Consider the following 18,950-nt stretch of genomic DNA (forward strand, 5'->3'; position numbering starts at 1 on the left):
ATGCACGTCTTCATGAGACCCGACGCAGGCCAGGTGCTGCACTTCTCCGAAGACCCGACGATCGAGCGCTTCGACCCGCACGTGGCGACGACATCCGCGCTGTCCGAGCCGTACGTCTGGGCCGTCGCCGCCGACCGCTGTCCCGACTACTGGTTCCCGCGGCAGTGCCCGCGCGCGATGGCGTGGAAGGGGCCGCACACGACCGGCGAGGACGCCGACCGGATCATCGGCGCCGGCTGCGGCGACCGGGTGCACGCCGTCGAGTACGGCTGGCTGAAGGCGATCATGGACGTCCGGTTGTACGCCTACCGGCTGCCCGCCGAGCACTTCACGCCCATCGGCGACCCGCCGCACGCGGTCGTGGCCCGGATACCGGTGGAGCCGCTCGGCCCGCCAGAGCCGGTGAGCGACCTGTTCGACCTGCACGAACAGGCCGGGATCCAGCTGCGCGTGCTGGACAACCTGTGGCCGTTCTGGAACGAGGTGACGGCCAGCACGCTGGAATTCAGCGGGATACGGCTGCGGAACGCTCGTCGATGAGCGCCTCCAGCGCCTCGACGCTGATCGAGCCGGGCGCCAGCCTCTCCTGCGCCGCCCGGTTGGCTTCCCGCTGCAGCACCTCGTTGACCGGTGTGGGCAGGCCGAGCTCGCGGCCGATCAGCACGATCTCGCCGTTGAGGTAGTCGGCCTCGATCGTGCCGCTTCCCCTGGCCAGGCTCTGCCAGGACGAGCCGCCGCCGCGGGGTGTGCCCTCGATCGGGCGTACGTCGACCTCGTGGCCGCGGTGCTCGACCTCCTCCTGCGGGGTGGAGAAGGGGATCCGCGCCTCCTCCAGGATGGCGTGCCCCTCCGCCTTGACCCGCTCGAAGAGCCGGTCCAGGCCCTGGACCCGGCCGCAGAGGGCCTCGGCGGCGTTGCCCAGGTTGTTCATGAGCTTGCCGTACTTCCAGTACATGGCGTCGGGGGTGGCGCGGGCCAGGAAGCCGCTCTTGGCCAGGTCGGTCGCCATCTGCTCGGCCAGTTCGTCCACACCCTGTGGATAACGTCCGAGGTGCAGCATGCCCAAGCGCGGGTAGCCGTGCGCGGCCACCACGCCGGGCTCCAGGTGCTGGGCGGGCAACCACACGCACATGCCGTAAACCCTCTCGAAGCGCCGCAGCACCGTGCGCTCGTTGGCCACGCCGTTCTGCGCGCACACCACCGGCAGGTACGTCGGCCACGGCGCCAGCGCGGCGATCGTGTCCTGCGACTTGGTGGCCAGGATCAGCACGTCGCCGTCCCGGGTGGGCACCGGGCGGTCAGCAGCCGGGATGTCCAGCACCTGGTCGGAGTCGGGTGTGATCAGCCGCAGCCCGCCACGCCGCAGCGCCTCGTAGTGCGCGCCGCGCGCCACCAGCACGACCTCGTGCCCGCCCTGGAACAGCCGGGCTCCGATGGTCCCGCCCACCGCACCCGCCCCAACGATGATGTAGCGCATAAAACGGACTCTAGTCGGCTAACGCCAGCTCGGCCTGAGGGGCGGCCGTCGTGCGCACGCGCTCGCGCAGGATGGTCCGCAGCACCCGCCAGCCGTCGCGTACGGCGTGCAGGTTGCTCTCCCCGTGGATGCGCAGCCGCTCGTGGCTGGGCACCTCGGCGATCGACAGCCCGGCCCTGGCTGCCCGCACGTTCATCAGGGTCTCGATCTCGAAGCCGTCGCAGTCGAGCGCCAGCGTGTCCAGGTGCTTGGCCCAGAAGGCGTTGTAGCCGTAGCACAGGTCGGTGTACCGCGTGCCGTACAGCAGGTTCGTCAGCGCGGTGAGGGTGCGGTTGCCGAGCGAGCGCAGCGGCGAGATGTCGTCGGACCCGCCACCCGGCAGGTACCGCGAGCCCTTGGCGAAGTCGGCGCCGGACTCGAGCTCCTCGACGAAGGCGGCGATCTCGTGGCCGTCGGTCGAGCCGTCGGCGTCGATCATGACGATGATGTCGCCGGTGGCCGCGGCGAACCCCTCGATGAGGGCGTTGCCCTTGCCGCGCCGCGTCTGCGTGACGACCCGCAGGCCGGGGCGCAGACGGCGGGCGACGGCCACCGTCTCGTCGGTGGAGTTGCCGTCGACCAGGACGACCTCGTCGATCCATGTGGGCAGAGTCGCGAAGACGTGGGGCAGGTTGTCCGCCTCGTTCATCGCGGGAACGACGACGGTGACGCTCGGGTTCATGCAGTCAAGGTCCCCTGTCACACTAGACAGCCACTTAACAGCGCCTTGACCTGGGAGATCACAAGCACGCTTCTGGGGGCCTTTGCAGTATTTCGTCCGCCGTCTGGCAGCCGCTCGGCCAGTGCTTGGGCCACTGTGGACTTGCCGGATGCGGAGATGCCGGTCAGTAGGATGATCACGCCTGGGTCAGCTTCCTGACGCGGTCGGCGCCTACGGCGAGCAGCAGCGTCGGCAGCCTCGGGCCGGTGTCGCGGCCCACGAGTAGCCGGTAGATCAGTGCGAAGAAGGCCCGCTGCGCTGCCTTCAGCTCGGGGGTCGCCTTGGCCTCCGGGTCCAGCCCCGCCTGGGTCTTCGGCACGCCGTACACCAGCGTGGTCAGCCCGTCGAGCGACCAGTGCGTGTCGAGGCCCTCGCCCAGCAGCCGCAGCGCCTCCCGCTCGCCCTCGCCCAGCGAGGCGAGCAGCTCGGCGTCGGGCTCCCGCAGCACGTGCGTGCGCTGGTCATCCGCGAGCTGCGTCTCGACCCAGCGCTGCGCCCTGTCCAGCCGCGGCCGCGCCTCCTCCAGTGCGGCGACCTCCATGTCGCGCAGGATCCGCAGCTGCTGCTCCTCGTCGCCGGTCGTGACGTCCACGATCGAGGCAAGAGTCCGGTACGGCAGGGGCCGCGGCGTGACCGGCAGCGGCCCTGACGCGGTGCCCACCGCCCGCTCGTAGGCGGCCTGCTCGGCTGGCAGCCGTTCGGACTTGCGGCCCAGGGCGTCCCACTCGTCGTAGAGCCGGTGGATCTCCTGGTCGAAGGCGATCTTGAAGGACTGGGCCGGCTTGCGCCTGGCGTACAGCCAGCGCAGCACCGGCGCCTCCATGATCTCCAGCGCGTCGGACGGCGTCGGCACGCCGCCCCTGGAGCTGGACATCTTGGCCATGCCGGTGATGCCGACGAAGGCGTACATCGGCCCGATCGGCTGCTCGCCGCCGAAGACGGGCCCGACCAGCCGCCCGCCGACCACCCACGCCGAGCCGGGCGAGTGGTGGTCGACGCCCGACGGCTCGAACACCACGCCCTCGTGCGCCCAGCGCATCGGCCAGTCGACCTTCCACACCAGCTTGCCGCTGTCGTGCTCGGCCAGCCTGACGGTCTCGCCGAACCCGCAGGCGCAGGTGTAGGCCAGCTCGGTGCTCTCGTCGTCGTAGGCGGTGACCCTGGTCAGGTCGCGGCCGCAGTCGGAGCAGTAGGGCCGGTAGGGGAAGTACTCGCCCGCCGGTTCCTTCTCCTTGGTGCGGTACTCGGCCAGCACCCCGTCGATCGCGCTGCGCTCGCGCATGGCCAGCAGGATCTGCTCCCGGTAGGCGCCACCGGTGTACTGCTCGGTCTGGCTGATCCCGCGGTACTCCACGCCCAGCTCGGCCAGCGCCTCGATCAGCGGGGCCTTGAAGTGCTCGGCCCAGTTGGCGTGCGGGCTGCCGGGAGGCGCGGGCACCGAGGTGTACGGCTTGCCGATGTGCTCCTCCCACGACGGGTCGACCCCGGCGGGCACCTTGCGCAGCCGGTCGTAGTCGTCCCAGGACAGCAGGTGCACGCACTCGCGCCCGCGCCGCCTGATCTCGTCGGCGACCAGGTGCGGGGTCATCACCTCGCGCAGGTTGCCCAGATGGATCGGGCCGGACGGGCTCAACCCCGAGGCGCAGACGACGGGTTTGCCCGGCGCGCGCCGCTCGGACTCGGCGATCACCCTGTCGGCGAGCTCGGAAACCCAGTCGTTCATGGTAGCGGCGGAGCCTTTCTCGCTGAACCCCGATAAAGGTCGGCATCGTAGCGGATCTCGCTCTCATCCAGCTTGCCGTGTGCGGCCTCGATCAGGTTCACGTCCAGCACATCCGCCAGCCGTACCAAGTAGAGCAGAACGTCGGCGAGCTCGCCGCGCACCCTGTCGGGGTCGGCGGGCTCGTCAGGCGCCAGCCACTGGTACTCGGCCACCAGCTCGCCGACCTCCCCCGACAACGCCATCACCAGGTTCTTGGGCGTGTGGAACTGCTCCCAGTCCCTGGCCCGGGTGAAGTCGCGATAGCGGGCGGCAAGCTGCTCGAGTTCGGTCACATCAAGCGACCCTACTCACCATCCCCTTGATGTCCTGCGGATGGCGGATCAGGTCGTGCTCATGCCAGCCTCACCTGCCCCTGGGGAGTGTCCAGTACGGCCTGCAGCCCGACCTCCTGGCCAGGCTCCACCTCGAGCTCGGCGCCCACCGCGGCCAGGTCCTTCCGCAGCGCCTCCGGGTCCGGGTGCGTGGCGGTGAACGACACCAGCGCCAGCTCCGGCAGGCCCGAGGCGGCCGGGTGCTGGGTCTGGCCCCAGTCGATGAGGAACGGCACCGGGCGCACGGCCGCCGGGTCGTCCCTGCGTGTCAGGCGCCACTCCAGCAGGGTGCCGTCGGGCTTGCGACGCGACAGCGGCGCCACCTCGCCCGGGTCGTAGCCCGCTTGCCTGGCCTGCCGGACCGTCTCGTCGAGGTCCTCGGGGTGGATGGCCCAGGCGGTCAGGCGCGGCTCGGTCAGGTCGGCCAGACCGAAGGCGCGGGGGCGCTCGTCGGAGTCCGGGTCGGGGCCGATGATCTCCAGGTAGGCCGTGGGACCGAAGCCGACCAGGTAGTTCGCCGTGCCGCCGGGATGGCTGCCGCCCTTGACGGGCGTCACGCCGGTCCGCTCGGCGAAGTCGGCGACCGCGGCCTCCAGGTCGGGCACCGCGTAGACGAGATGATCCAGGGTCATGAGGGTTCTCCCAGTGAGAGCATGAGCCGGTTGGCCCAGTTGAAGAAGGCGGCCGCCTGGATCGCGTCCAGGATGGCCAGGTCGTCCAGTCCGGCCTCGCGCAGCGCCCGCAGGTCCGGCTCGCTCGGGGTGGCGGTCAGCGTGGCCGAGAAGTCGATGATCGCTCGCCAGCGTGCGTCCTGCGGCGCGTCCACCCCCTCATCCAGCAGCCGCTGCACGTCCTCGGTCCGCTTGGAGTGGTGCGAGGCGAAGCGGGAGTGCACCGAGGCGCAGAAGACGCAGCCGTTGCTGCGCGAGGTCGCGGTGGCCGCCAGCTCGCGCTCGGCGCGCGGCAGCCCGCCGTCGGCGTTGTAGAAGATGTCGTTGTCGGTCTTGGTCCGCGCGTGCAGGATCGCCGGGTCGCGCGCCAGCAGCCGGAAGTACGGCGAGCCGGCCCTGGCCTTGTCGACCAGCGCCTGCTTGTGCGCGTCGGTGAGCTCGTCCTCGGCGAGCGGTTCGAGCCACGGCTCCCAGCCGAGCTGGTCCTGGGTGAAGGCGGTCATGCCGATGGTCCCTTCTCGAGCAGGCGCAGGCCGGCCACGACCCGCACCTGGAAGCTGAGGAACGCCACGAGCTGCGAGATCGTCACGATGCCGGTGGTCGTCCAGCCGGCGTCCTGGAGCTTCCGCAGCGCCTCCGGGCCGGCCTCGCGGGGGCGGAACACCAGCAGATGCGTGTGGGTCAGAGCGGCTGCCAGCCGCTCGTCGGGGACCCGGCTGTCGAAGCGTGGCCCGTCGACGTCCTCGGCTTTGAGCTCTTTTTCGCGATATTTCCCGTAAGGTCCGGTGGTCTTGCCCGCCTCGATCTCCTTGGCGATCACCTCGCGGAACTCTTCGGGCAGCCGGTCGGTGTAGAACTCCGCGACCACGGGATCCTGGTGCAGGCCGGTCACGAACGCCGCGATGGCGTGCCGCTCATCCAGGCTCACATCGTCGCTCGGAGTGAAGAGGGCCTCGAAGCTTCGCTGGGCGTGCTCGCGGGCCTCGGGCCGCCTGGCACGCAGCGCGTCGAGTGCCGATCCCGGCTCGATGCCCACCAGCTCGTCGATGACGTCGGTGCTCAACGGTTGCTCAACTCCCTGGAGGGCGCCCAGCCGAGCGCGGGCGCGACCTCGGCCGCGAGCAGCTCGATCGAGCGCAGGATCAGCGGATGCGGGGGATCGATGGAGTGGACCTGGAAGACCAGGTCGGTGACCCGTTCGAGGGTCGGGTCGGCGCTGAGGCTGGTCACGATGTCCTCGGGTGTGCCGACGTGCGCGTCCCAGGCCGCGATCAGCTGGTCGACGCCGCCGCCGTCGGGCTGCGGCAGTCCCGCCTTCGCCGGTCTGCTCAGGCCGATCTCCGCCTGGCGCAGCGCCTCGGCCCTGGTGTCGGCCACGAACGCGGTCCTGCTCGCCGCGATCCTCGGCTCGACGCCGGGCGGCAGGTTGTCGAGGTAGGCGTCCACGATCGGCCGCTGGATCTCGGCCAGCGTGGCGTGCGGATCGTCCTCGGGCCGCGGCTGGGTGCGCGACAGCATCAGCCCGTGGCCCGCCCTCCCCGCGCGGGCCCCGCCGCTGACGGAGAACGTCGCCTCCCAGACCCGGTCCGCCAGCCGCGGGGCCGCCGGATAGAGCCGGTTGCCGCCGCCCAGGTCCTGCCCTGCCCAGGCGTCCAGCAGGATCTTCAGGTGCTCGGCGTAGATCTCGTGACGCCGCGCCGGATCGTGGCCGAAGGCCGCGAACGCCGAGGGCGTGCCGCCGCCGGCCACCCCGACCTCGAGCCGCCCGCCCGACAGCAGGTCCAGCACCGCGGTGTCCTCCGCCACCCTGACCGGGTGCTCGAGCGGCAGCGTGATGATGCCGGTGCAGAGCCTGATCCGCTCGGTCACCGCCGCCACGTGCGCCAGGAACACCAGCGGCGCGGGCAGCCCGCCCTCCTCGCCGTCGAAGTGGTGCTGCGCCACCCAGGCCGTGTCGAATCCGGCCCGTTCGGCGTGCTTGATCTGTTCCAGGGCCAGCCGGTAGCGCTCGCCGGGAGGCACCTCGTCCAGCAGTCTGGTGAAGAAGCCCAGCCTCATCGCACCGCCTCCGGTATCGCTGCCAGCAGCTCGCGGGTGTAGTCGTGCCGCGGGTCGGTGAAGACCCGCTGTGTGGTTCCGAATTCCACGATGCGTCCCTTGTTCATGACGGAAACGGTGTGGGAGATCTGCCGGACGACCGCCAGGTCGTGGGAGATGAACAGGTAGGTGAGCCCCAGGTCGCGCTGCAGCTCGGTCAGCAGGCCCAGGATCTGCGCCTGCACGGTCACGTCCAGCGCGGAGACCGCCTCGTCCAGCACCACGACCTCGGGATCGACGGCCAGCGCCCGGGCGATCGCCACCCGCTGCCGCTGCCCGCCCGACAGCTCGCGCGGCTTGCGGGTGAGCACGTCCGCGGGCAGCGCGACCTGGTCGACCAGGTCCCTCACCCGGGTACGGCGGGCGGCCCTGTCGCCGAGTTTGAAGTTGCGCAGCGGCTCCTCCACGATCTGCGCGATCGTCTGGCGGGGATCCAGCGACCCGAACGGGTTCTGGTAGACCAGCTGCATGTGCCGGCGGAAGCCGTTCTCCGCCCCTGCGACGGTGACCGTGCCCGCGGTGGGCTCGGCGAAGCGGGCCACCATGCGGGCCGTGGTGGTCTTCCCCGAGCCCGACTCCCCGACCAGGGCGTGCGTGGTGCCCCGCGGTACCTCGAAGGACACCCCGTCCACCGCGCGGAACGGCTTGCGCCCGACGCGGAACTCCTTGACCAGGTCGCGGGCCTCGATCGCGATGTCCGCCGTCTCGGGCGGGATCAGGAAGTCGCGCACCGACAGGGCGGGGGCGTCGCGGAGCAGGCGCCCGGTGTACTCGGCCCGCGGAGCTGCCAGCACCGACGCGGTCTCTCCCTGCTCCTCGATCACGCCGTCCTTCATCACGACCAGGCGGTCCGACCGGCTCGCCGCGACGCCGAGGTCGTGGGTCACCAGCAGGACGGCCGTGCCGTACTCCTGCCTGAGGTCGTCGATGAGGTCGAGGATGCGGCGCTGCACGGTGACGTCCAGCGCGCTGGTCGGCTCGTCGGCGATGATCAGTCGCGGCCGCAGCGCGATGGCCGCGGCGATGAGGACGCGCTGGCGCATGCCGCCCGACAGCTCGTGCGGGTACTGCCCGAAGCGGATCTCCGGATCCGGCAGGCCCACCCTGTGGAGCAGCTCGATGACCCGCTCCTTGACGCCCGCCCGCTGCTTGTGGATGCGCAGGACCTCGCCGATCTGGCTGCCGATCGTCTTGACCGGGTCCAGGGAGTTGGACGGGTCCTGGGGGACCAGGCCGATCTGGGCGCCGCGGACGGACCGCATGCGCCTGTCCGGCCAGCGCGTGACGTCGGCGGAACCCAGGAGGATCTGCCCGCCCTCGACGTGCCCGTTCTGCGGCAGCAGCCCGATGATCGAATGGGCGGTGGTCGTCTTGCCCGAGCCGGACTCGCCGACCACCGCGACCACCTCGCCGGGTTCGACGGAGAAGGAGACGCCGCGGACCGCGGGGCGCCCGCCGTACGACACCCGCAGGTTTCTGACCTCGAGCAGGCTCATGCTCCCTCCTTCGCGATCGACCGGCTGATCCTGCTCGCGGCGAGCACCACCGTCACCACGACGATTCCCGGAAGTGACGTCAGCCACCACGAGGTGGCCAGATAGTTGCGGCCCTCGGAGATCAGCAGACCCCACTCGGGCGTGGGCGGCTCGGCGCCGTAGCCGAGGAAGCCGAGCGTCGAGATCGCCAGGATGGCCACCCCGAACTGCAGCGCGGCCAGCGCCACCACCGGGCCGAGCGAGTTGGGCAGCACGTGCCGCCACAGCACGCTCAGGAAGCGCCCGCCGCTGCCGAAGGCGGCCTCCACGTAGTCGGTGTGCCTGACGCGCACCACCTCCGAGCGCGACAGCCGGGCGAAGGCGGCCACCGAGCCGATGCCCACCGCGATCGCCACGTGCACCGTGCCGGGGCCGAGCAGGATGATCACCGTCAGGGCCAGGAGCAGTCCCGGCACCGACAGCAGCACGTCCACGACGCGCATCACGATCGCGTCGAAGATGTGCTGCGTCGATCCGGCGATCAGCCCGAGCAGCGTGCCCAGCACCAGGCCGACCGCGACCGCGACGACCGCGCCCGACAGCGAGTGGACCGAGCCGTGCACCACGCGGGCGAACAGGTCCCGCCCGACCGCGTCGGTGCCGAACAGGTGCTCGGCGCTCGGCGGCGCCAGCTTCTGCGCCGGGATGCCCGACAGAGGGTCGTAGGAGGTGAACACGCCGGGGAGCAGCGCCCACGCGATCACGAGAGCGACCGCCAGCCAGGAGACGATCAGGCCGATCCGCTTCACGTCGCCGCCTTCAGCCGGGGGTCGAGCACCGGGAACAGCAGGTCCACGACCAGATTGATGATCACGAAGGAAGTGGTGGCGAGCACCACCACGGCCAGCATCACCGGCGTGTCCTGGGCGTTGACCGCCTGCTCCGTCAGCCGGCCGACGCCGGTACGCCCGAAGACGGTCTCCGTCACGACCGAGCCCGCGATCAGCTCGCCGAACATCAGCCCCGCCACCGTCAGCGTCGGCAGCAGCGCGTTGCGCGCCACATGCCGCCACAGGATCCAGCCACGCGAGGCGCCCTTGGCCGCCACGACTGCCACGAACGGCTGCGTGGCGACCTGGTCCAGGCTGCGCGCCAGCACCTGCGCGATCGGCGCGGAGATCGGTACGGCGAGCGTCAGCACCGGCAGCACCAGCTGCTGCACCTCGCTCCCGCCGATGACGGGCACCAGGCGCAGCCGGAAGGAGAACACCTGGATCAGCAGGATGCCCAGCCAGAACGCCGGGACCGAGATGAACAGCGACGGCACCGACAGCAGCGCCCCCCGGATCCAGGCCGGCCTGCTGTAGCTCGCCGCGAACGCGATCAGCACCGCGATCACGACGGCCAGCGCGAAGCCCGCCGAGGCCAGCTTGGCCGTCTGCGGCAGCGCCTCGCCCAGCCGCTCGATCACCGGCGTGCCGGTGTCGATGGAGTAGCCGAAGTCGCCGTGCAGGAAGCCGAGCAGCGTGTGCAGGTAACCGGCGCCGTTCTTGCCGTAGTCGGCGCGGATCTCCGCGATCTGCTGCGGTGACAGGCCCAGCTCCGGGTTCTGGAACTTGATCAGGATCGCGTCGCCCGGCAGCAGCTGCAGGAGCACGTAGCCCACGGTGAAGGCGACCCACAGCACCAGCAGCGCCTGGCCGACCCTGCCGAGCATGTACCTCACTTCGACAGCCACACCGAGTAGAGGCTGGGCCTGCCCACCGCCTCGAAGGCCACCCCCTGGATGTACGGCGCGCCGCCGTACACCTGGGGCTCTTCGAACAGCGGGATCGCGTAGCCCTGGTCCAGCACGTAGCGCTGGATCTCGGCCACCTTGGCGTTGCGCTTGGCGACGTCCGGCTCCGACGACTCCTCGCCGAGCAGCTGCTCGAGCTTCTTGTCGTCGGACAGGATCACGTCACGGTTCTCCTTGGAGAAGTGGCTCTTGATCACGTCCTGGTCGGCGCGGCCCACCATGCCGTGCTGGATGGCGGTCTTCTCGGCGTTCTTGATGTCGACGGCCTGGGTGCCGGAGTCGGCGGGGCGGATCTCCAGCTTCACGCCGATCTTGGTCCACTGCTGGGCGACCAGCTCCAGGGTCTGCTTGGACAGCGGCTGCGGGCCCGAGACGAACACGCCGAGCTGGAGTGGCTTGCCGTCCTTCGTCCTGATGCCGTCGGAGCCCTTGGTGGCCCAGCCCGCCTCGTCGAGCAGCTTGTTGGCCGCGTCCGGGTCGTAGGTGAGCCGGCTGGAGAGGTCGGTGTAGCCCTGTGCCAGGTGGCTGAGAACGCTGGTGGCGATCGGATAGCTGGGCGTGAAGAGGGTGTCCACCACCTCCTTGATGTTCGTGCCCTTCTGCAGCGCATGGCGGACGCGGACGTCGCTCAGGATGCTGTTCGTCGGGCGGAGGTAGAGGCCGTTGTTGACGCCCCTGGTGGGTTCGGCGTAGATCGTGAAACCGGCCGCCTTCACCGTCTTCTCGTCATAAGCCTGGACGTAGCGGACGAAGTCCGCCTGGCCGGAGGTCAGGGCGCCCACCCGGACGTTGTCCTCGGGGGTGACGATGACCTTGATCTGGTCCAGGTAGGCGCGGCCCTGGTGCTTGGAGGCGGGCGGCGCCCAGTTGTAGTCCTTGCGGGCCGCCAGGTCGACCTCCTTGTCGATCACCTGCTTGGCGACCGTGAAGGGGCCTGAGCCGATGACGTTCTTGAGCTGGCACTGCTGCTCGTAGGGCAGCGTGATCGTCTTCTTGGAGACCAGGCCGGCGCCGATGACCGAGGTGCCCTGCAGGAATCCCGGTGAGGGCTTGTTGAAGAAGAACTTGACCGTGTGCGGGTCGATCACCTGGCTATGGTCGTAGTTGTTGACGAACTCGGCGGGCGGCAGCTTCAGAGTGGTGTCGCCCTTGCCGTACACGTCGAAGTCGGCGGCCACGCTCTCGGCGTCCAGCGGCGTGCCGTCGCTGAAGGTGACGCCGTCACGCAGGTGGAAGGTGTACTCCGTGGCGTCGTCGTTGATCTCCCACTTGGTGGCGATCCACGGCTCGATCTTCAGCGTCTTCGGGTCCTGCCAGGTGAGCTTGTCGGTGAGCTGGTTGAGCAGGCCGCCGTTCGGATAGAACCCGGCGGCGGGCAGGTAGAGGCAGGTCGGCGGCTGGTGTTCGAGGTAGGTCAGTGTGCCTCCGTACGCGGGCTGCCCACCGGCCTTGGCGCCGCTGGACGCCTCGGTCGAGCCACAGGCGCACAGGAGCCCGGTGGCGGCGAGCAGGGCAGCTGAGACGCGCAGTCTGGGTGAAGGCATGGGCGTACAACCCTTTCGGGGCATGCGGGGATGAGTGGTACTCGAGCTATAAAACCATAATATCCTACCAATTTAGTAGACAAATCCCCGAGACCTGGCTCACAACGACGGTCCCGGGGGCGGGTTAGGGGCGGCGGTGGTAGGCGAGGGCGGCGGCGGCTGTGTAGGCCGTGCCGTACCAGAGGGCGTGGGTGGCGGTGCCCGTGAGGAGGGTGGCGAGGCTGAGGGCGGCGACCAGCGCGAGCATGGTGGTGGCCAGGAGGCGGGCGCCGCGGGCGAGGGCGACGACCGCGAGGGCGCCGAGGACGCCGGAGGCCGCGAGCAGGTCGAACAGCAGCCAGAGGTCCAGCAGACCGGCCCGCGCCAGCGGGTGGAGGACGGCGCGCGGCAGCGCCTGGGTCCACAGCGGGCGCAGACCGGTCAGGTGGTTGGCTACGGGAGGTATCGCTACCAGCACCGAGGCCAGGAGCATACGGAGGCGGCTCAACGAACCCGCGACAGCTGGTAGGCGGAACCGTCACTCCACACCAGCCAGTCGCCGGCCGCGTACGCGGAGCCGGTCAGCCGGTAGGTCGTGAGAGTGGCCGGGTCGAGGACGACCGACTCGGTGCCCGTGGTGTAGGCGATCAATCTGTTACCCGCGGTCATGCGTGCCCCCTTGGCGGATTGCGGGATCTTGATCCGGACGATCACCTGGTCCAGGGCGTTTCTGGCGGCCAGGCGGAGTACTCCGTCCGCCGCCCAGGCGAAGTGGTCCTTGGTGGCCGCGCCGTACCAGCGCTGGTCCGGCTTGTCCATGGTCTGCACCCGGACCCCCTCGGGCAGCTCATGCTTGACCGTGACGTAACCGGTGTCGACGTCGTACTCCAGCAGCTTCTTGTCGTTGGCCGCGTCGACCAGGAACAGCGTCGGATACGAGAACGCCACCGCGTCGAGGGTCCCCGCGACCTTGCCGGGGGCCGAGCACCCCTTGGCGACCCAGGGCTGGCGCATCACGTCGCTGCCGACGACCACCCCGTGGTCGACCCAGATCTGCCGCGCGGGGTCGGTGCCCTGAGGGCTGATGACGTGGTCGACGTCGTTGGGGGCCCTGCACAGCTGATCGGCGGACTTGCCGGTCTTCCTGGTCCAGGTGATCAGGCCGTCTCCGGCGCCGAGCCCGGTCACCGACTTGATCCCCACGTCCGTGAGCTCGCCGTCCGCGCTGAACGCCTGCACCCCGTGGTCGGAGAAGAATCCCACGACAGTGCCGTCGGTGCCGACGGCCTGGGGCGTGAGCTCCATGGGGAGGGGAGTGGAATCGCCGAGCAGCTGATCGATGTCCGCATTGCCGGGCATCGGGGTGACGGTCCGGGTGGGACCGATGTGGGCCATGGTCGGAGCGTCCCCGCCCCTCAGCGAGAGGGGCACCGCCACCGCCAGGGCCAGCACGCCGCCCACCGCCGCGACCAGCGCTGCCCGCCGGCGCACCCGCCGTACTCTGACCGCCCGGTGGATCCGGCCGGTCAGTTCGGTCGGCGGCCCGCCGTCGTCGTCCATCGGCTCGCGCAGGATCGTGGCCAGCCGCTGCTCCAGGTCATCCATGCTCCACCTCCTGTGTGTCGAGCGCGTCGCGAAGTCTGGCCAGCGCCCTGGAGGCCTGGCTCTTGACGGTCCCCTTGCTGCATCCGAGCAGCTGGGCGATCTCCTGCTCGCTGCGTTCCTCGACGTAGCGCAGCACCAGCACGGCCCGCATCCGGGGCGGCAGCGCGGCCACCCGCGTGCGCAGGCTCGCGTCGGACAGCAGCCGGTCCACCGCCGCGTCCTCGAGCGAGGGCTCCGGCGGCGCGGCCACGCTCACCTCCCGCATCCTGCGCCTGCGCCGGTTGGTCAGCAGGCGCAGCATCGCCGTGCGGACGTACCCCTCCGGGTCGTCCTTGCGCCGCACCGACCGCCACCGCGCCCCCGTCCGCGTCAACGCCTCCTGCACCAGGTCCTCCGCGTCATGCCGGTCCCGGGTGAGCGCGAGCGCGTACCGGAACAGGGCCGGCAGGCGCTGCGTCACGAAACTCTCGAACGTCGGATCGTTCACCTCCCCAAGGACACATCACCGACGCGAGGGGTTGACTCGAAAAGGCAGACTCTGGACATGAGCCTGATCACCCGCCTCCTGGCCTGGCGCTACCGCCTGCCTCGTGCTCGTACCTACAAGGTGTTCGCCGATCGAGGGGTGAAGGTTCCGATGCCCGACGGCGCCGTGCTGCTCGCCGACCGCTACGGGGAGCCGGGCGCACCGGTGATCCTTGTCCGGACACCGTACGGCAGGTCAGGGGCGTTCTCCGTGATCCCCACGCTGTTCGCGGAGCGGGGATTCCAGGTACTCGTGCAGAGCACGCGCGGGACCTCCGGCTCGGATGGGCGGTTCGAGCCTTTCGTGCACGAGCGGAGCGACGGGCTGGCCACGATCGACTGGCTCGTCAAGCAGCCCTGGTACGGCGGCAAGCTGGCCACGTGGGGTGCCAGCTATCTGGGCTTCACCCAGTGGGCGATCGCCGACGCGCCCGAGATCAAGGCCATGTCCATGCAGGTCACCGCGGCCTCCTTCGAGGACCACTTCTACCTGGGCGGCGGCTTCGCGCTCGGCGACGCGCTCGGCTGGGCGGTCAGCACCGCCCTCCAGGAGCGCCCGCTGAACGCGCTGCGCTCGCCGTTCACCAGACGCCGGCTCGAGCAGATGTACGGCGAGCTGCCCCTCGGCGACCTCGACGGGATGATGGTCGGCCACCCGATCCCGTACTACCAGACCTGGCTCGACCGGGATCCCGCCTACTGGGCCGCCATCGACCACCGCAGGATCCCCGCCGCGCCCGTCCAGACCATAACCGGCTGGTACGACCTGTTCCTGCCCGAGCAGTTGCGCGACTACGCCGACATGAAGGCCGCGGGGCGGCAGCCGTACCTGACCATCGGCCCGTGGAGTCACGGCGCCCCCATCGAAGCCATGATGATCATGGTCGGCGAGTCGCTGCGCTGGTTCCGCGCGCACCTGCTCGATGAGCCGGGCGCGCTGCGGGAGCGGCCGGTGCGGATCAACGTGACCGGCGGTGGCGGCTGGCGCGACCTGCGGGAATGGCCGCCGCCCTCGACCGGGCGGCGCTGGCATCCGGCCCCCGGAGGCAGGCTGTCGGAGCGCCCCGGCGACACCTCCGACCGCTACCGGTACGACCCCGACGACCCGACGCCCTCGATCGGCGGCCCGACGCTCTACGACAAGGGCCTGCCGGTGGACAACCGGCCGCTGGAGGCCCGCCCCGACGTGCTGGTCTACACGGGCGAGCCGCTCGCGGGCGACCTGGAGGTGATCGGCGAGGTCCGCGCCGAGCTGCGGGTCCGCTCCTCGCTGGCGCACACGGACTTCTTCGTACGGCTCTGCGACGTGGACCCGTCAGGCGTCTCGACGAACGTGACCGAGGGGATCGTCCGGCTCGACGACCACCAGGAGGAGGTCGTGATCCGGCTGAGGCCGGCCGCGCACCGCTTCCGCAGGGGTCACCGGCTCCGCTTCCAGATCTCCAGCGGCGCGCACCCTCATGTAGCGCGCAATCCGGGCACGGGGGAGCCGCTGGCGACCGCTGCCCGTTCGGCGGTCGCGGAGCAGGAGATGATGCACGCCTCCTGCTTCGTCATCCCGGAGGCCTCGTGAGGTTCACGCTCCGAGGTCCCGTACGACGTTGTCCAGGCGACTCGCGACCTGGTCGAGGTCGTCATCGGTGAAGTCCTCGCCAGGAAGCAGCTTGGCCACGTCCGTGCGATGAACGACGACCAGGCTCCGGTGCGCCTCGTCCACCCGCGCCGCGGGGACGACCAGGCACTCGCCCTCGACGAACATCAGGACGGCATCGGGATCCGTGGCCTCGAGCAGCCGCCGGACGCATTCACGATCGATGAGCAGCATGGCCAGTCCACCCCTTCCTAACAGGTCCCGTTACCCGTTCACGGAGTGTGAAACTCCCTTCGCGACGATGGGAGGGCGAGCAGCACGATCACCGCGACGGATCCGGCTGTGGTCAGGACGAGCTTGGCCACGGTGGCGTAGGGCAGCCAGCCGGGCATGACGCCGGAGGCCGCCTCGACCAGGGCGTGCACGTCGAGACGGGCGAACGCCGGCACCTGCGCCAGGAGCTTCTCCGTGAACAGCTGGCTCGGGATGATGACGACGCCCATGACGAGCAGGACGGGCTGGAAGATCCACGACAGGATCGGGCCGATCCGCTTGCCTGCCAGGTTGAGCAGCGCGAGGACCACCAGGATCAGGGCGAGCACGATGGCCAGCCCCTCGCTCCCGCCGAAGCTGACGCCGTTCTCGGCCAGGATCCCGGCGGGGAACCCCTGCCTGACGACCTCCGCCTCGGCTGCCCGCTCCGCGCCGGCGCCGTAGGTCAGCACGACGAAGGTGCCGAGCAGGAACGGCACCACGGTCAGCAGTTGCACGGTGGCGGCGGCGATGACCTTCTTCACGACGGCTCCTCTGGATTTGAACTTAGTGCAAATGTAGGCATCGATTTGAACTAAGTGCAAGTGCTGCTCGATATCCTGGGACCATGCCGCGTGACACCCTCACCAGGGGCCAGATCGTCCGTGCCGCCGTCGAGGTCCTGGACGCCGAGGGCGTCAACGGGCTGAACATGCGGCGCCTGGGCGCCCAGCTGGGCTCGGCGGCGACAGCGATGTACCACCACGTCAAGGGCAAGGACACGCTCGTCGTGCTGGCCGCCGACCACGTCTTCGGCGAGATCGAGCTGCCGGACCTCGACGCGCTCGGCTGGCGGGAGGCCGCCGCCGCGCTGGCCAGGGGCGCCCACGCGATGATCACCCGGCACTTCTGGCTGATCCCCGCCATGAGCACGCACCTCATCTACGGCCCCAACAAGGCCCGCTACGACGAGCACTGCCTGACCGTCTACGAGAGCGCCGGCTTCTCCGGCGGTGACGCCGACCAGGCCGCCGCCACGGTCCTGATGTTCGCCATCGGCGCCGCCCAGGGCGAGGCGGCGGAGTCGGCCTGGCGGGCTCGGCTGCGCCGTACCGGGGCCGACGAGGAGCAGCAGGTGCGCGACACCATCGCGCAGATCACCGAGATCGCGCAGCAGTACCCCAGGCTGCGCGCCCGCGCCACCGCCATGGACGACGGGCAGGACCCCTTCGAGTTCGGGCTGAAGACGATCCTCGACGGCCTTGACTCCGCCCTCAGAGGCAAGGGTTAGCGTCGCAGGTGATGAGAGGCACGCGGATACACGAGGCCGCCATCTCCAGGAGGAGCCGATGACCTACCTCTCGCTTCCCGCCGACCTGCCCGTCCCCGAGGACGACGGCGCCGCCGACCACCTGCCCGGCACCCGGCTGCCGCACCTCGGGTTCCCCGCTACGGCCGGCCTCTCCGTGTCCTTCGACGCGCTCGGCCCCGGCCGTACCGTCCTGTACATCTATCCCCTCACCGGCCGCCCCGGCGTCGACATGCCCGAGGGCTGGGACGCGATCCCAGGGGCCCGCGGCTGCACGCCGGAGGCATGCGGCTTCCGCGACCACCACCAGGACCTGCTGGCCGCCGGGGCTTCGGCGGTGTACGGCCTGTCCAGCCAGGACACGGACTACCAGCAGGAGGTCGTCGACCGCCTGCACCTCCCGTTCCAGATGCTCTCCGGCGGACCTGTCCGTACGGCAGATCCTGCGGCACAGCGACATCGAGGTTTTGTGCCACCATGATCGCATTGTTCCGACGAAGGAGGCTGCTTGGTCGTTTTCGCCTGTGCGGGGTGCGGCGCCGTGACGACCGAGAGGGTGGCGCGGGTGGTGCTTCCCGACCATTCTCGCCAGAAGTACGGCCATGGCCTTCTCCCCGGTCTTCTGGAGCCAGGAACGTACGTGGTGGACCCTGGAGACGGCCGGCCTTGGGAACCATTGAAGCCCGAGCCGCAAGAGCATGGCGTCCGACTGCTGACATACAGCATCTCGGGCCCCCCGAACAGGATCGGGATCGCGCCGGGCGACGTCCGCGGAACCATCTTCATCCCGGAGCGGTTAGGTGGCTGCTGCTGTGGCTGGGACGGGCAGTACGGTCCCAACCTGGCGTGCGCGGGGTGCGGCTGTCCGGTGGCGACCCGCATCGACGACTGCGGGTTCTGGCAGGTGGTGTGGCTGGAGCCGGGCGCCGTGTGTCCTGTCGCAGTCGATGGCCCCGTCCAGCGGGTGATTGACTGGGCGGAGCTGCCGAGCGCGCCGCCCGTTGATCCGCCTGGTTTCTGGAGCCCGCTGTGGGAGGCCGCGGTCGCGGTGGCACTGGCGCACCTGCTGGCGGTCTCGGATGGTAAGCGCGTGTCCGTCCCTGAAGGGCCGGTCGCAGAGGCGTTTCGCCGGGCGATCGACAGTCTGCTCCCTCCGGGGCCACCGGAACGACACCTCGTCCTGGCCGGGCCCGGCCTGTCCGCCGCGATCACGGACATCGCCCTGGTGCCGCGGCATCCGCAGACCGGTGCGGTATGGCCGTGCGACGCAGGAGCGGTGGTGCCGCTGGCCGCGGACGTATGGACGTACATGGCCTTCAACGATGATCGGCGGCTCATCCCGGCGGCGTACGGGATGCCTGCAAGCGTTCGCCGTGATGATCCGCCGCTGCTGCCGCACAGTCCCTTCCGTCCTGATGGGCGGGTGTTCCTCAGCACACTAGAGCGACTGGCGTCGGTTCGGCAGCCGTGGTTGCGCCGCATCTATGACCGGGTGAAAGACCGCCCGTACATGGACCCGTTCTCGTAGAGGTCAGGCCTCCGACACCTTGTCTCAGCACGTCGCCCGCTCTATGCCTGGCATCTGGGAACAGCAGGAGCGGGGCCCGCGCACGCCCCGGTGGTCACCGTCACCGCGCAGGTGTCCGGAGATGGACAGGGTCCGGCTGGTGACCCGGCGGCCGGGTCGGCGGATGCTGGGGAGGCCACACCGTGAGGACGAGCGGGGTCGCTGCGCCTGCCTGCCAGGGTTTCCCGCAGTGCCCGGTTCTTCCT

General features: G+C 70.3%; 23 protein-coding genes. 5 read left to right on the plus strand and 18 right to left on the minus strand.

The genetic code is table 11. The annotated features are described in order from the left end of the window. Window positions 1–12: 12 nt before the first annotated feature. The gene (locus tag ACIBHX_RS36280; protein WP_397071954.1) at window positions 13–540 is read left to right on the plus strand and encodes a DUF6886 family protein; all 528 of its coding nucleotides are present in this window, start codon (window positions 13–15) and stop codon (window positions 538–540) included. On the opposite strand, the gene ACIBHX_RS36285 is transcribed toward ACIBHX_RS36280, so the two are convergent. From ACIBHX_RS36285 to ACIBHX_RS36360, 16 genes are all read right to left on the minus strand, one after another. Beyond that, window positions 506–1,477: a ketopantoate reductase family protein gene (locus ACIBHX_RS36285; protein ID WP_397071955.1), complete on the minus strand. Its 972-nt coding sequence runs from the start codon at window positions 1,475–1,477 to the stop codon at window positions 506–508. The genes ACIBHX_RS36280 and ACIBHX_RS36285 overlap by 35 nt on opposite strands. A 10-nt stretch (window positions 1,478–1,487) precedes the next feature. Next, window positions 1,488–2,198, minus strand: a complete 711-nt coding sequence (locus ACIBHX_RS36290) for a glycosyltransferase family 2 protein (RefSeq protein WP_397071956.1) — start codon at window positions 2,196–2,198, stop codon at window positions 1,488–1,490. 17 nt (window positions 2,199–2,215) lie between these two features. After that, complete coding sequence (locus ACIBHX_RS36295) at window positions 2,216–2,377, minus strand: adenylyl-sulfate kinase (RefSeq protein ID WP_397071957.1); 162 nt, start codon at window positions 2,375–2,377, stop codon at window positions 2,216–2,218. Then, complete coding sequence (gene lysS / locus ACIBHX_RS36300; RefSeq protein ID WP_397071958.1) at window positions 2,374–3,960, minus strand: lysine--tRNA ligase; 1,587 nt, start codon at window positions 3,958–3,960, stop codon at window positions 2,374–2,376. Before lysS ends, ACIBHX_RS36295 begins: the two co-directional genes overlap by 4 nt. Beyond that, entirely contained in the window at window positions 3,957–4,292 is a 336-nt protein-coding gene (locus tag ACIBHX_RS36305; RefSeq protein ID WP_397071959.1) for a nucleotide pyrophosphohydrolase, read from the minus strand. The genes lysS and ACIBHX_RS36305 overlap by 4 nt, the downstream gene beginning before the upstream one ends. Window positions 4,293–4,351: 59 nt before the next feature. Next, on the minus strand, window positions 4,352–4,963 hold the full coding sequence (locus ACIBHX_RS36310; protein ID WP_397071960.1) for a VOC family protein: 612 nt from the start codon (window positions 4,961–4,963) through the stop codon (window positions 4,352–4,354). Then, window positions 4,960–5,505 (minus strand): alkylhydroperoxidase domain protein, encoded by a 546-nt coding sequence (locus ACIBHX_RS36315; protein WP_397071961.1) that lies wholly within the window; start codon window positions 5,503–5,505, stop codon window positions 4,960–4,962. Before ACIBHX_RS36315 ends, ACIBHX_RS36310 begins: the two co-directional genes overlap by 4 nt. Continuing rightward, on the minus strand, window positions 5,502–6,065 hold the full coding sequence (locus ACIBHX_RS36320) for a CMD domain protein (protein WP_397071962.1): 564 nt from the start codon (window positions 6,063–6,065) through the stop codon (window positions 5,502–5,504). The genes ACIBHX_RS36315 and ACIBHX_RS36320 overlap by 4 nt, the downstream gene beginning before the upstream one ends. Then, on the minus strand, window positions 6,062–7,060 hold the full coding sequence (locus ACIBHX_RS36325) for a putative FMN-dependent luciferase-like monooxygenase (RefSeq protein WP_397071963.1): 999 nt from the start codon (window positions 7,058–7,060) through the stop codon (window positions 6,062–6,064). Before ACIBHX_RS36325 ends, ACIBHX_RS36320 begins: the two co-directional genes overlap by 4 nt. After that, window positions 7,057–8,595 carry a dipeptide ABC transporter ATP-binding protein gene (locus ACIBHX_RS36330; protein WP_397071964.1) on the minus strand — a complete coding sequence of 513 codons (1,539 nt, stop codon included), beginning with the start codon at window positions 8,593–8,595 and terminating at the stop codon, window positions 7,057–7,059. The genes ACIBHX_RS36325 and ACIBHX_RS36330 overlap by 4 nt, the downstream gene beginning before the upstream one ends. Then, complete coding sequence (locus ACIBHX_RS36335) at window positions 8,592–9,383, minus strand: ABC transporter permease (RefSeq protein ID WP_397071965.1); 792 nt, start codon at window positions 9,381–9,383, stop codon at window positions 8,592–8,594. The genes ACIBHX_RS36330 and ACIBHX_RS36335 overlap by 4 nt, the downstream gene beginning before the upstream one ends. Next, window positions 9,380–10,312 (minus strand): ABC transporter permease, encoded by a 933-nt coding sequence (locus ACIBHX_RS36340; RefSeq protein WP_397071966.1) that lies wholly within the window; start codon window positions 10,310–10,312, stop codon window positions 9,380–9,382. The genes ACIBHX_RS36335 and ACIBHX_RS36340 overlap by 4 nt, the downstream gene beginning before the upstream one ends. Further along, a complete protein-coding gene (locus ACIBHX_RS36345) occupies window positions 10,297–11,916 on the minus strand; it encodes a TIGR04028 family ABC transporter substrate-binding protein (RefSeq protein WP_397071967.1) in 1,620 nt (539 codons plus the stop codon). Before ACIBHX_RS36345 ends, ACIBHX_RS36340 begins: the two co-directional genes overlap by 16 nt. A gap of 124 nt (window positions 11,917–12,040) precedes the next feature. Then, a complete protein-coding gene (locus ACIBHX_RS36350; RefSeq protein WP_397071968.1) occupies window positions 12,041–12,373 on the minus strand; it encodes a hypothetical protein in 333 nt (110 codons plus the stop codon). Window positions 12,374–12,399: 26 nt separating this feature from the next. After that, on the minus strand, window positions 12,400–13,500 hold the full coding sequence (locus tag ACIBHX_RS36355; RefSeq protein ID WP_397071969.1) for a hypothetical protein: 1,101 nt from the start codon (window positions 13,498–13,500) through the stop codon (window positions 12,400–12,402). Continuing rightward, the gene (locus tag ACIBHX_RS36360) at window positions 13,493–13,987 is read right to left on the minus strand and encodes a SigE family RNA polymerase sigma factor (protein WP_397071970.1); all 495 of its coding nucleotides are present in this window, start codon (window positions 13,985–13,987) and stop codon (window positions 13,493–13,495) included. Before ACIBHX_RS36360 ends, ACIBHX_RS36355 begins: the two co-directional genes overlap by 8 nt. Before the next feature lie 57 nt (window positions 13,988–14,044). Here ACIBHX_RS36360 and ACIBHX_RS36365 point away from each other — a divergent pair, with 57 nt between their 5' ends. Beyond that, a complete protein-coding gene (locus ACIBHX_RS36365) occupies window positions 14,045–15,598 on the plus strand; it encodes a CocE/NonD family hydrolase (protein ID WP_397071971.1) in 1,554 nt (517 codons plus the stop codon). A gap of 3 nt (window positions 15,599–15,601) precedes the next feature. On the opposite strand, the gene ACIBHX_RS36370 is transcribed toward ACIBHX_RS36365, so the two are convergent. Together ACIBHX_RS36370 and ACIBHX_RS36375 are read right to left on the minus strand one after the other, a co-directional pair. Further along, complete coding sequence (locus ACIBHX_RS36370) at window positions 15,602–15,850, minus strand: hypothetical protein (RefSeq protein ID WP_397071972.1); 249 nt, start codon at window positions 15,848–15,850, stop codon at window positions 15,602–15,604. A 38-nt stretch (window positions 15,851–15,888) separates the two neighbouring features. Next, a complete protein-coding gene (locus ACIBHX_RS36375) occupies window positions 15,889–16,413 on the minus strand; it encodes a hypothetical protein (protein ID WP_397071973.1) in 525 nt (174 codons plus the stop codon). 83 nt (window positions 16,414–16,496) lie between these two features. Here ACIBHX_RS36375 and ACIBHX_RS36380 point away from each other — a divergent pair, with 83 nt between their 5' ends. From ACIBHX_RS36380 to ACIBHX_RS36390, 3 genes are all read left to right on the plus strand, one after another. After that, window positions 16,497–17,159, plus strand: a complete 663-nt coding sequence (locus tag ACIBHX_RS36380; RefSeq protein ID WP_397071974.1) for a TetR/AcrR family transcriptional regulator C-terminal domain-containing protein — start codon at window positions 16,497–16,499, stop codon at window positions 17,157–17,159. 58 nt (window positions 17,160–17,217) lie between these two features. Beyond that, window positions 17,218–17,658 (plus strand): hypothetical protein, encoded by a 441-nt coding sequence (locus ACIBHX_RS36385; RefSeq protein ID WP_397071975.1) that lies wholly within the window; start codon window positions 17,218–17,220, stop codon window positions 17,656–17,658. Window positions 17,659–18,045: 387 nt separating this feature from the next. Next, window positions 18,046–18,705 (plus strand): hypothetical protein, encoded by a 660-nt coding sequence (locus ACIBHX_RS36390; RefSeq protein ID WP_397071976.1) that lies wholly within the window; start codon window positions 18,046–18,048, stop codon window positions 18,703–18,705. The last annotated feature ends 245 nt before the right edge of the window (window positions 18,706–18,950 follow it).

This window comes from Nonomuraea sp. NPDC050536 (assembly GCF_044457685.1).
Taxonomy (GTDB): domain Bacteria; phylum Actinomycetota; class Actinomycetes; order Streptosporangiales; family Streptosporangiaceae; genus Nonomuraea.

Bases quoted from the DNA above. Each gene is read 5' to 3' on its own strand.
- ACIBHX_RS36315 (WP_397071961.1), bottom strand. From the start codon at position 5,505: ATGACCGCCTTCACCCAGGACCAGCTCGGCTGGGAGCCGTGGCTCGAA.
- ACIBHX_RS36330 (WP_397071964.1), bottom strand. From the start codon at position 8,595: ATGAGCCTGCTCGAGGTCAGAAACCTGCGGGTGTCGTACGGCGGGCGC.
- ACIBHX_RS36345 (WP_397071967.1), bottom strand. From the start codon at position 11,916: ATGCCTTCACCCAGACTGCGCGTCTCAGCTGCCCTGCTCGCCGCCACC.
- ACIBHX_RS36325 (WP_397071963.1), bottom strand. From the start codon at position 7,060: ATGAGGCTGGGCTTCTTCACCAGACTGCTGGACGAGGTGCCTCCCGGC.
- ACIBHX_RS36370 (WP_397071972.1), bottom strand. From the start codon at position 15,850: ATGCTGCTCATCGATCGTGAATGCGTCCGGCGGCTGCTCGAGGCCACG.
- ACIBHX_RS36280 (WP_397071954.1), top strand. From the start codon at position 13: ATGAGACCCGACGCAGGCCAGGTGCTGCACTTCTCCGAAGACCCGACG.
- lysS (WP_397071958.1), bottom strand. From the start codon at position 3,960: ATGAACGACTGGGTTTCCGAGCTCGCCGACAGGGTGATCGCCGAGTCC.
- ACIBHX_RS36310 (WP_397071960.1), bottom strand. From the start codon at position 4,963: ATGACCCTGGATCATCTCGTCTACGCGGTGCCCGACCTGGAGGCCGCG.
- ACIBHX_RS36365 (WP_397071971.1), top strand. From the start codon at position 14,045: ATGAGCCTGATCACCCGCCTCCTGGCCTGGCGCTACCGCCTGCCTCGT.
- ACIBHX_RS36385 (WP_397071975.1), top strand. From the start codon at position 17,218: ATGACCTACCTCTCGCTTCCCGCCGACCTGCCCGTCCCCGAGGACGAC.
- ACIBHX_RS36380 (WP_397071974.1), top strand. From the start codon at position 16,497: ATGCCGCGTGACACCCTCACCAGGGGCCAGATCGTCCGTGCCGCCGTC.
- ACIBHX_RS36285 (WP_397071955.1), bottom strand. From the start codon at position 1,477: ATGCGCTACATCATCGTTGGGGCGGGTGCGGTGGGCGGGACCATCGGA.
- ACIBHX_RS36290 (WP_397071956.1), bottom strand. From the start codon at position 2,198: ATGAACCCGAGCGTCACCGTCGTCGTTCCCGCGATGAACGAGGCGGAC.
- ACIBHX_RS36355 (WP_397071969.1), bottom strand. From the start codon at position 13,500: ATGGATGACCTGGAGCAGCGGCTGGCCACGATCCTGCGCGAGCCGATG.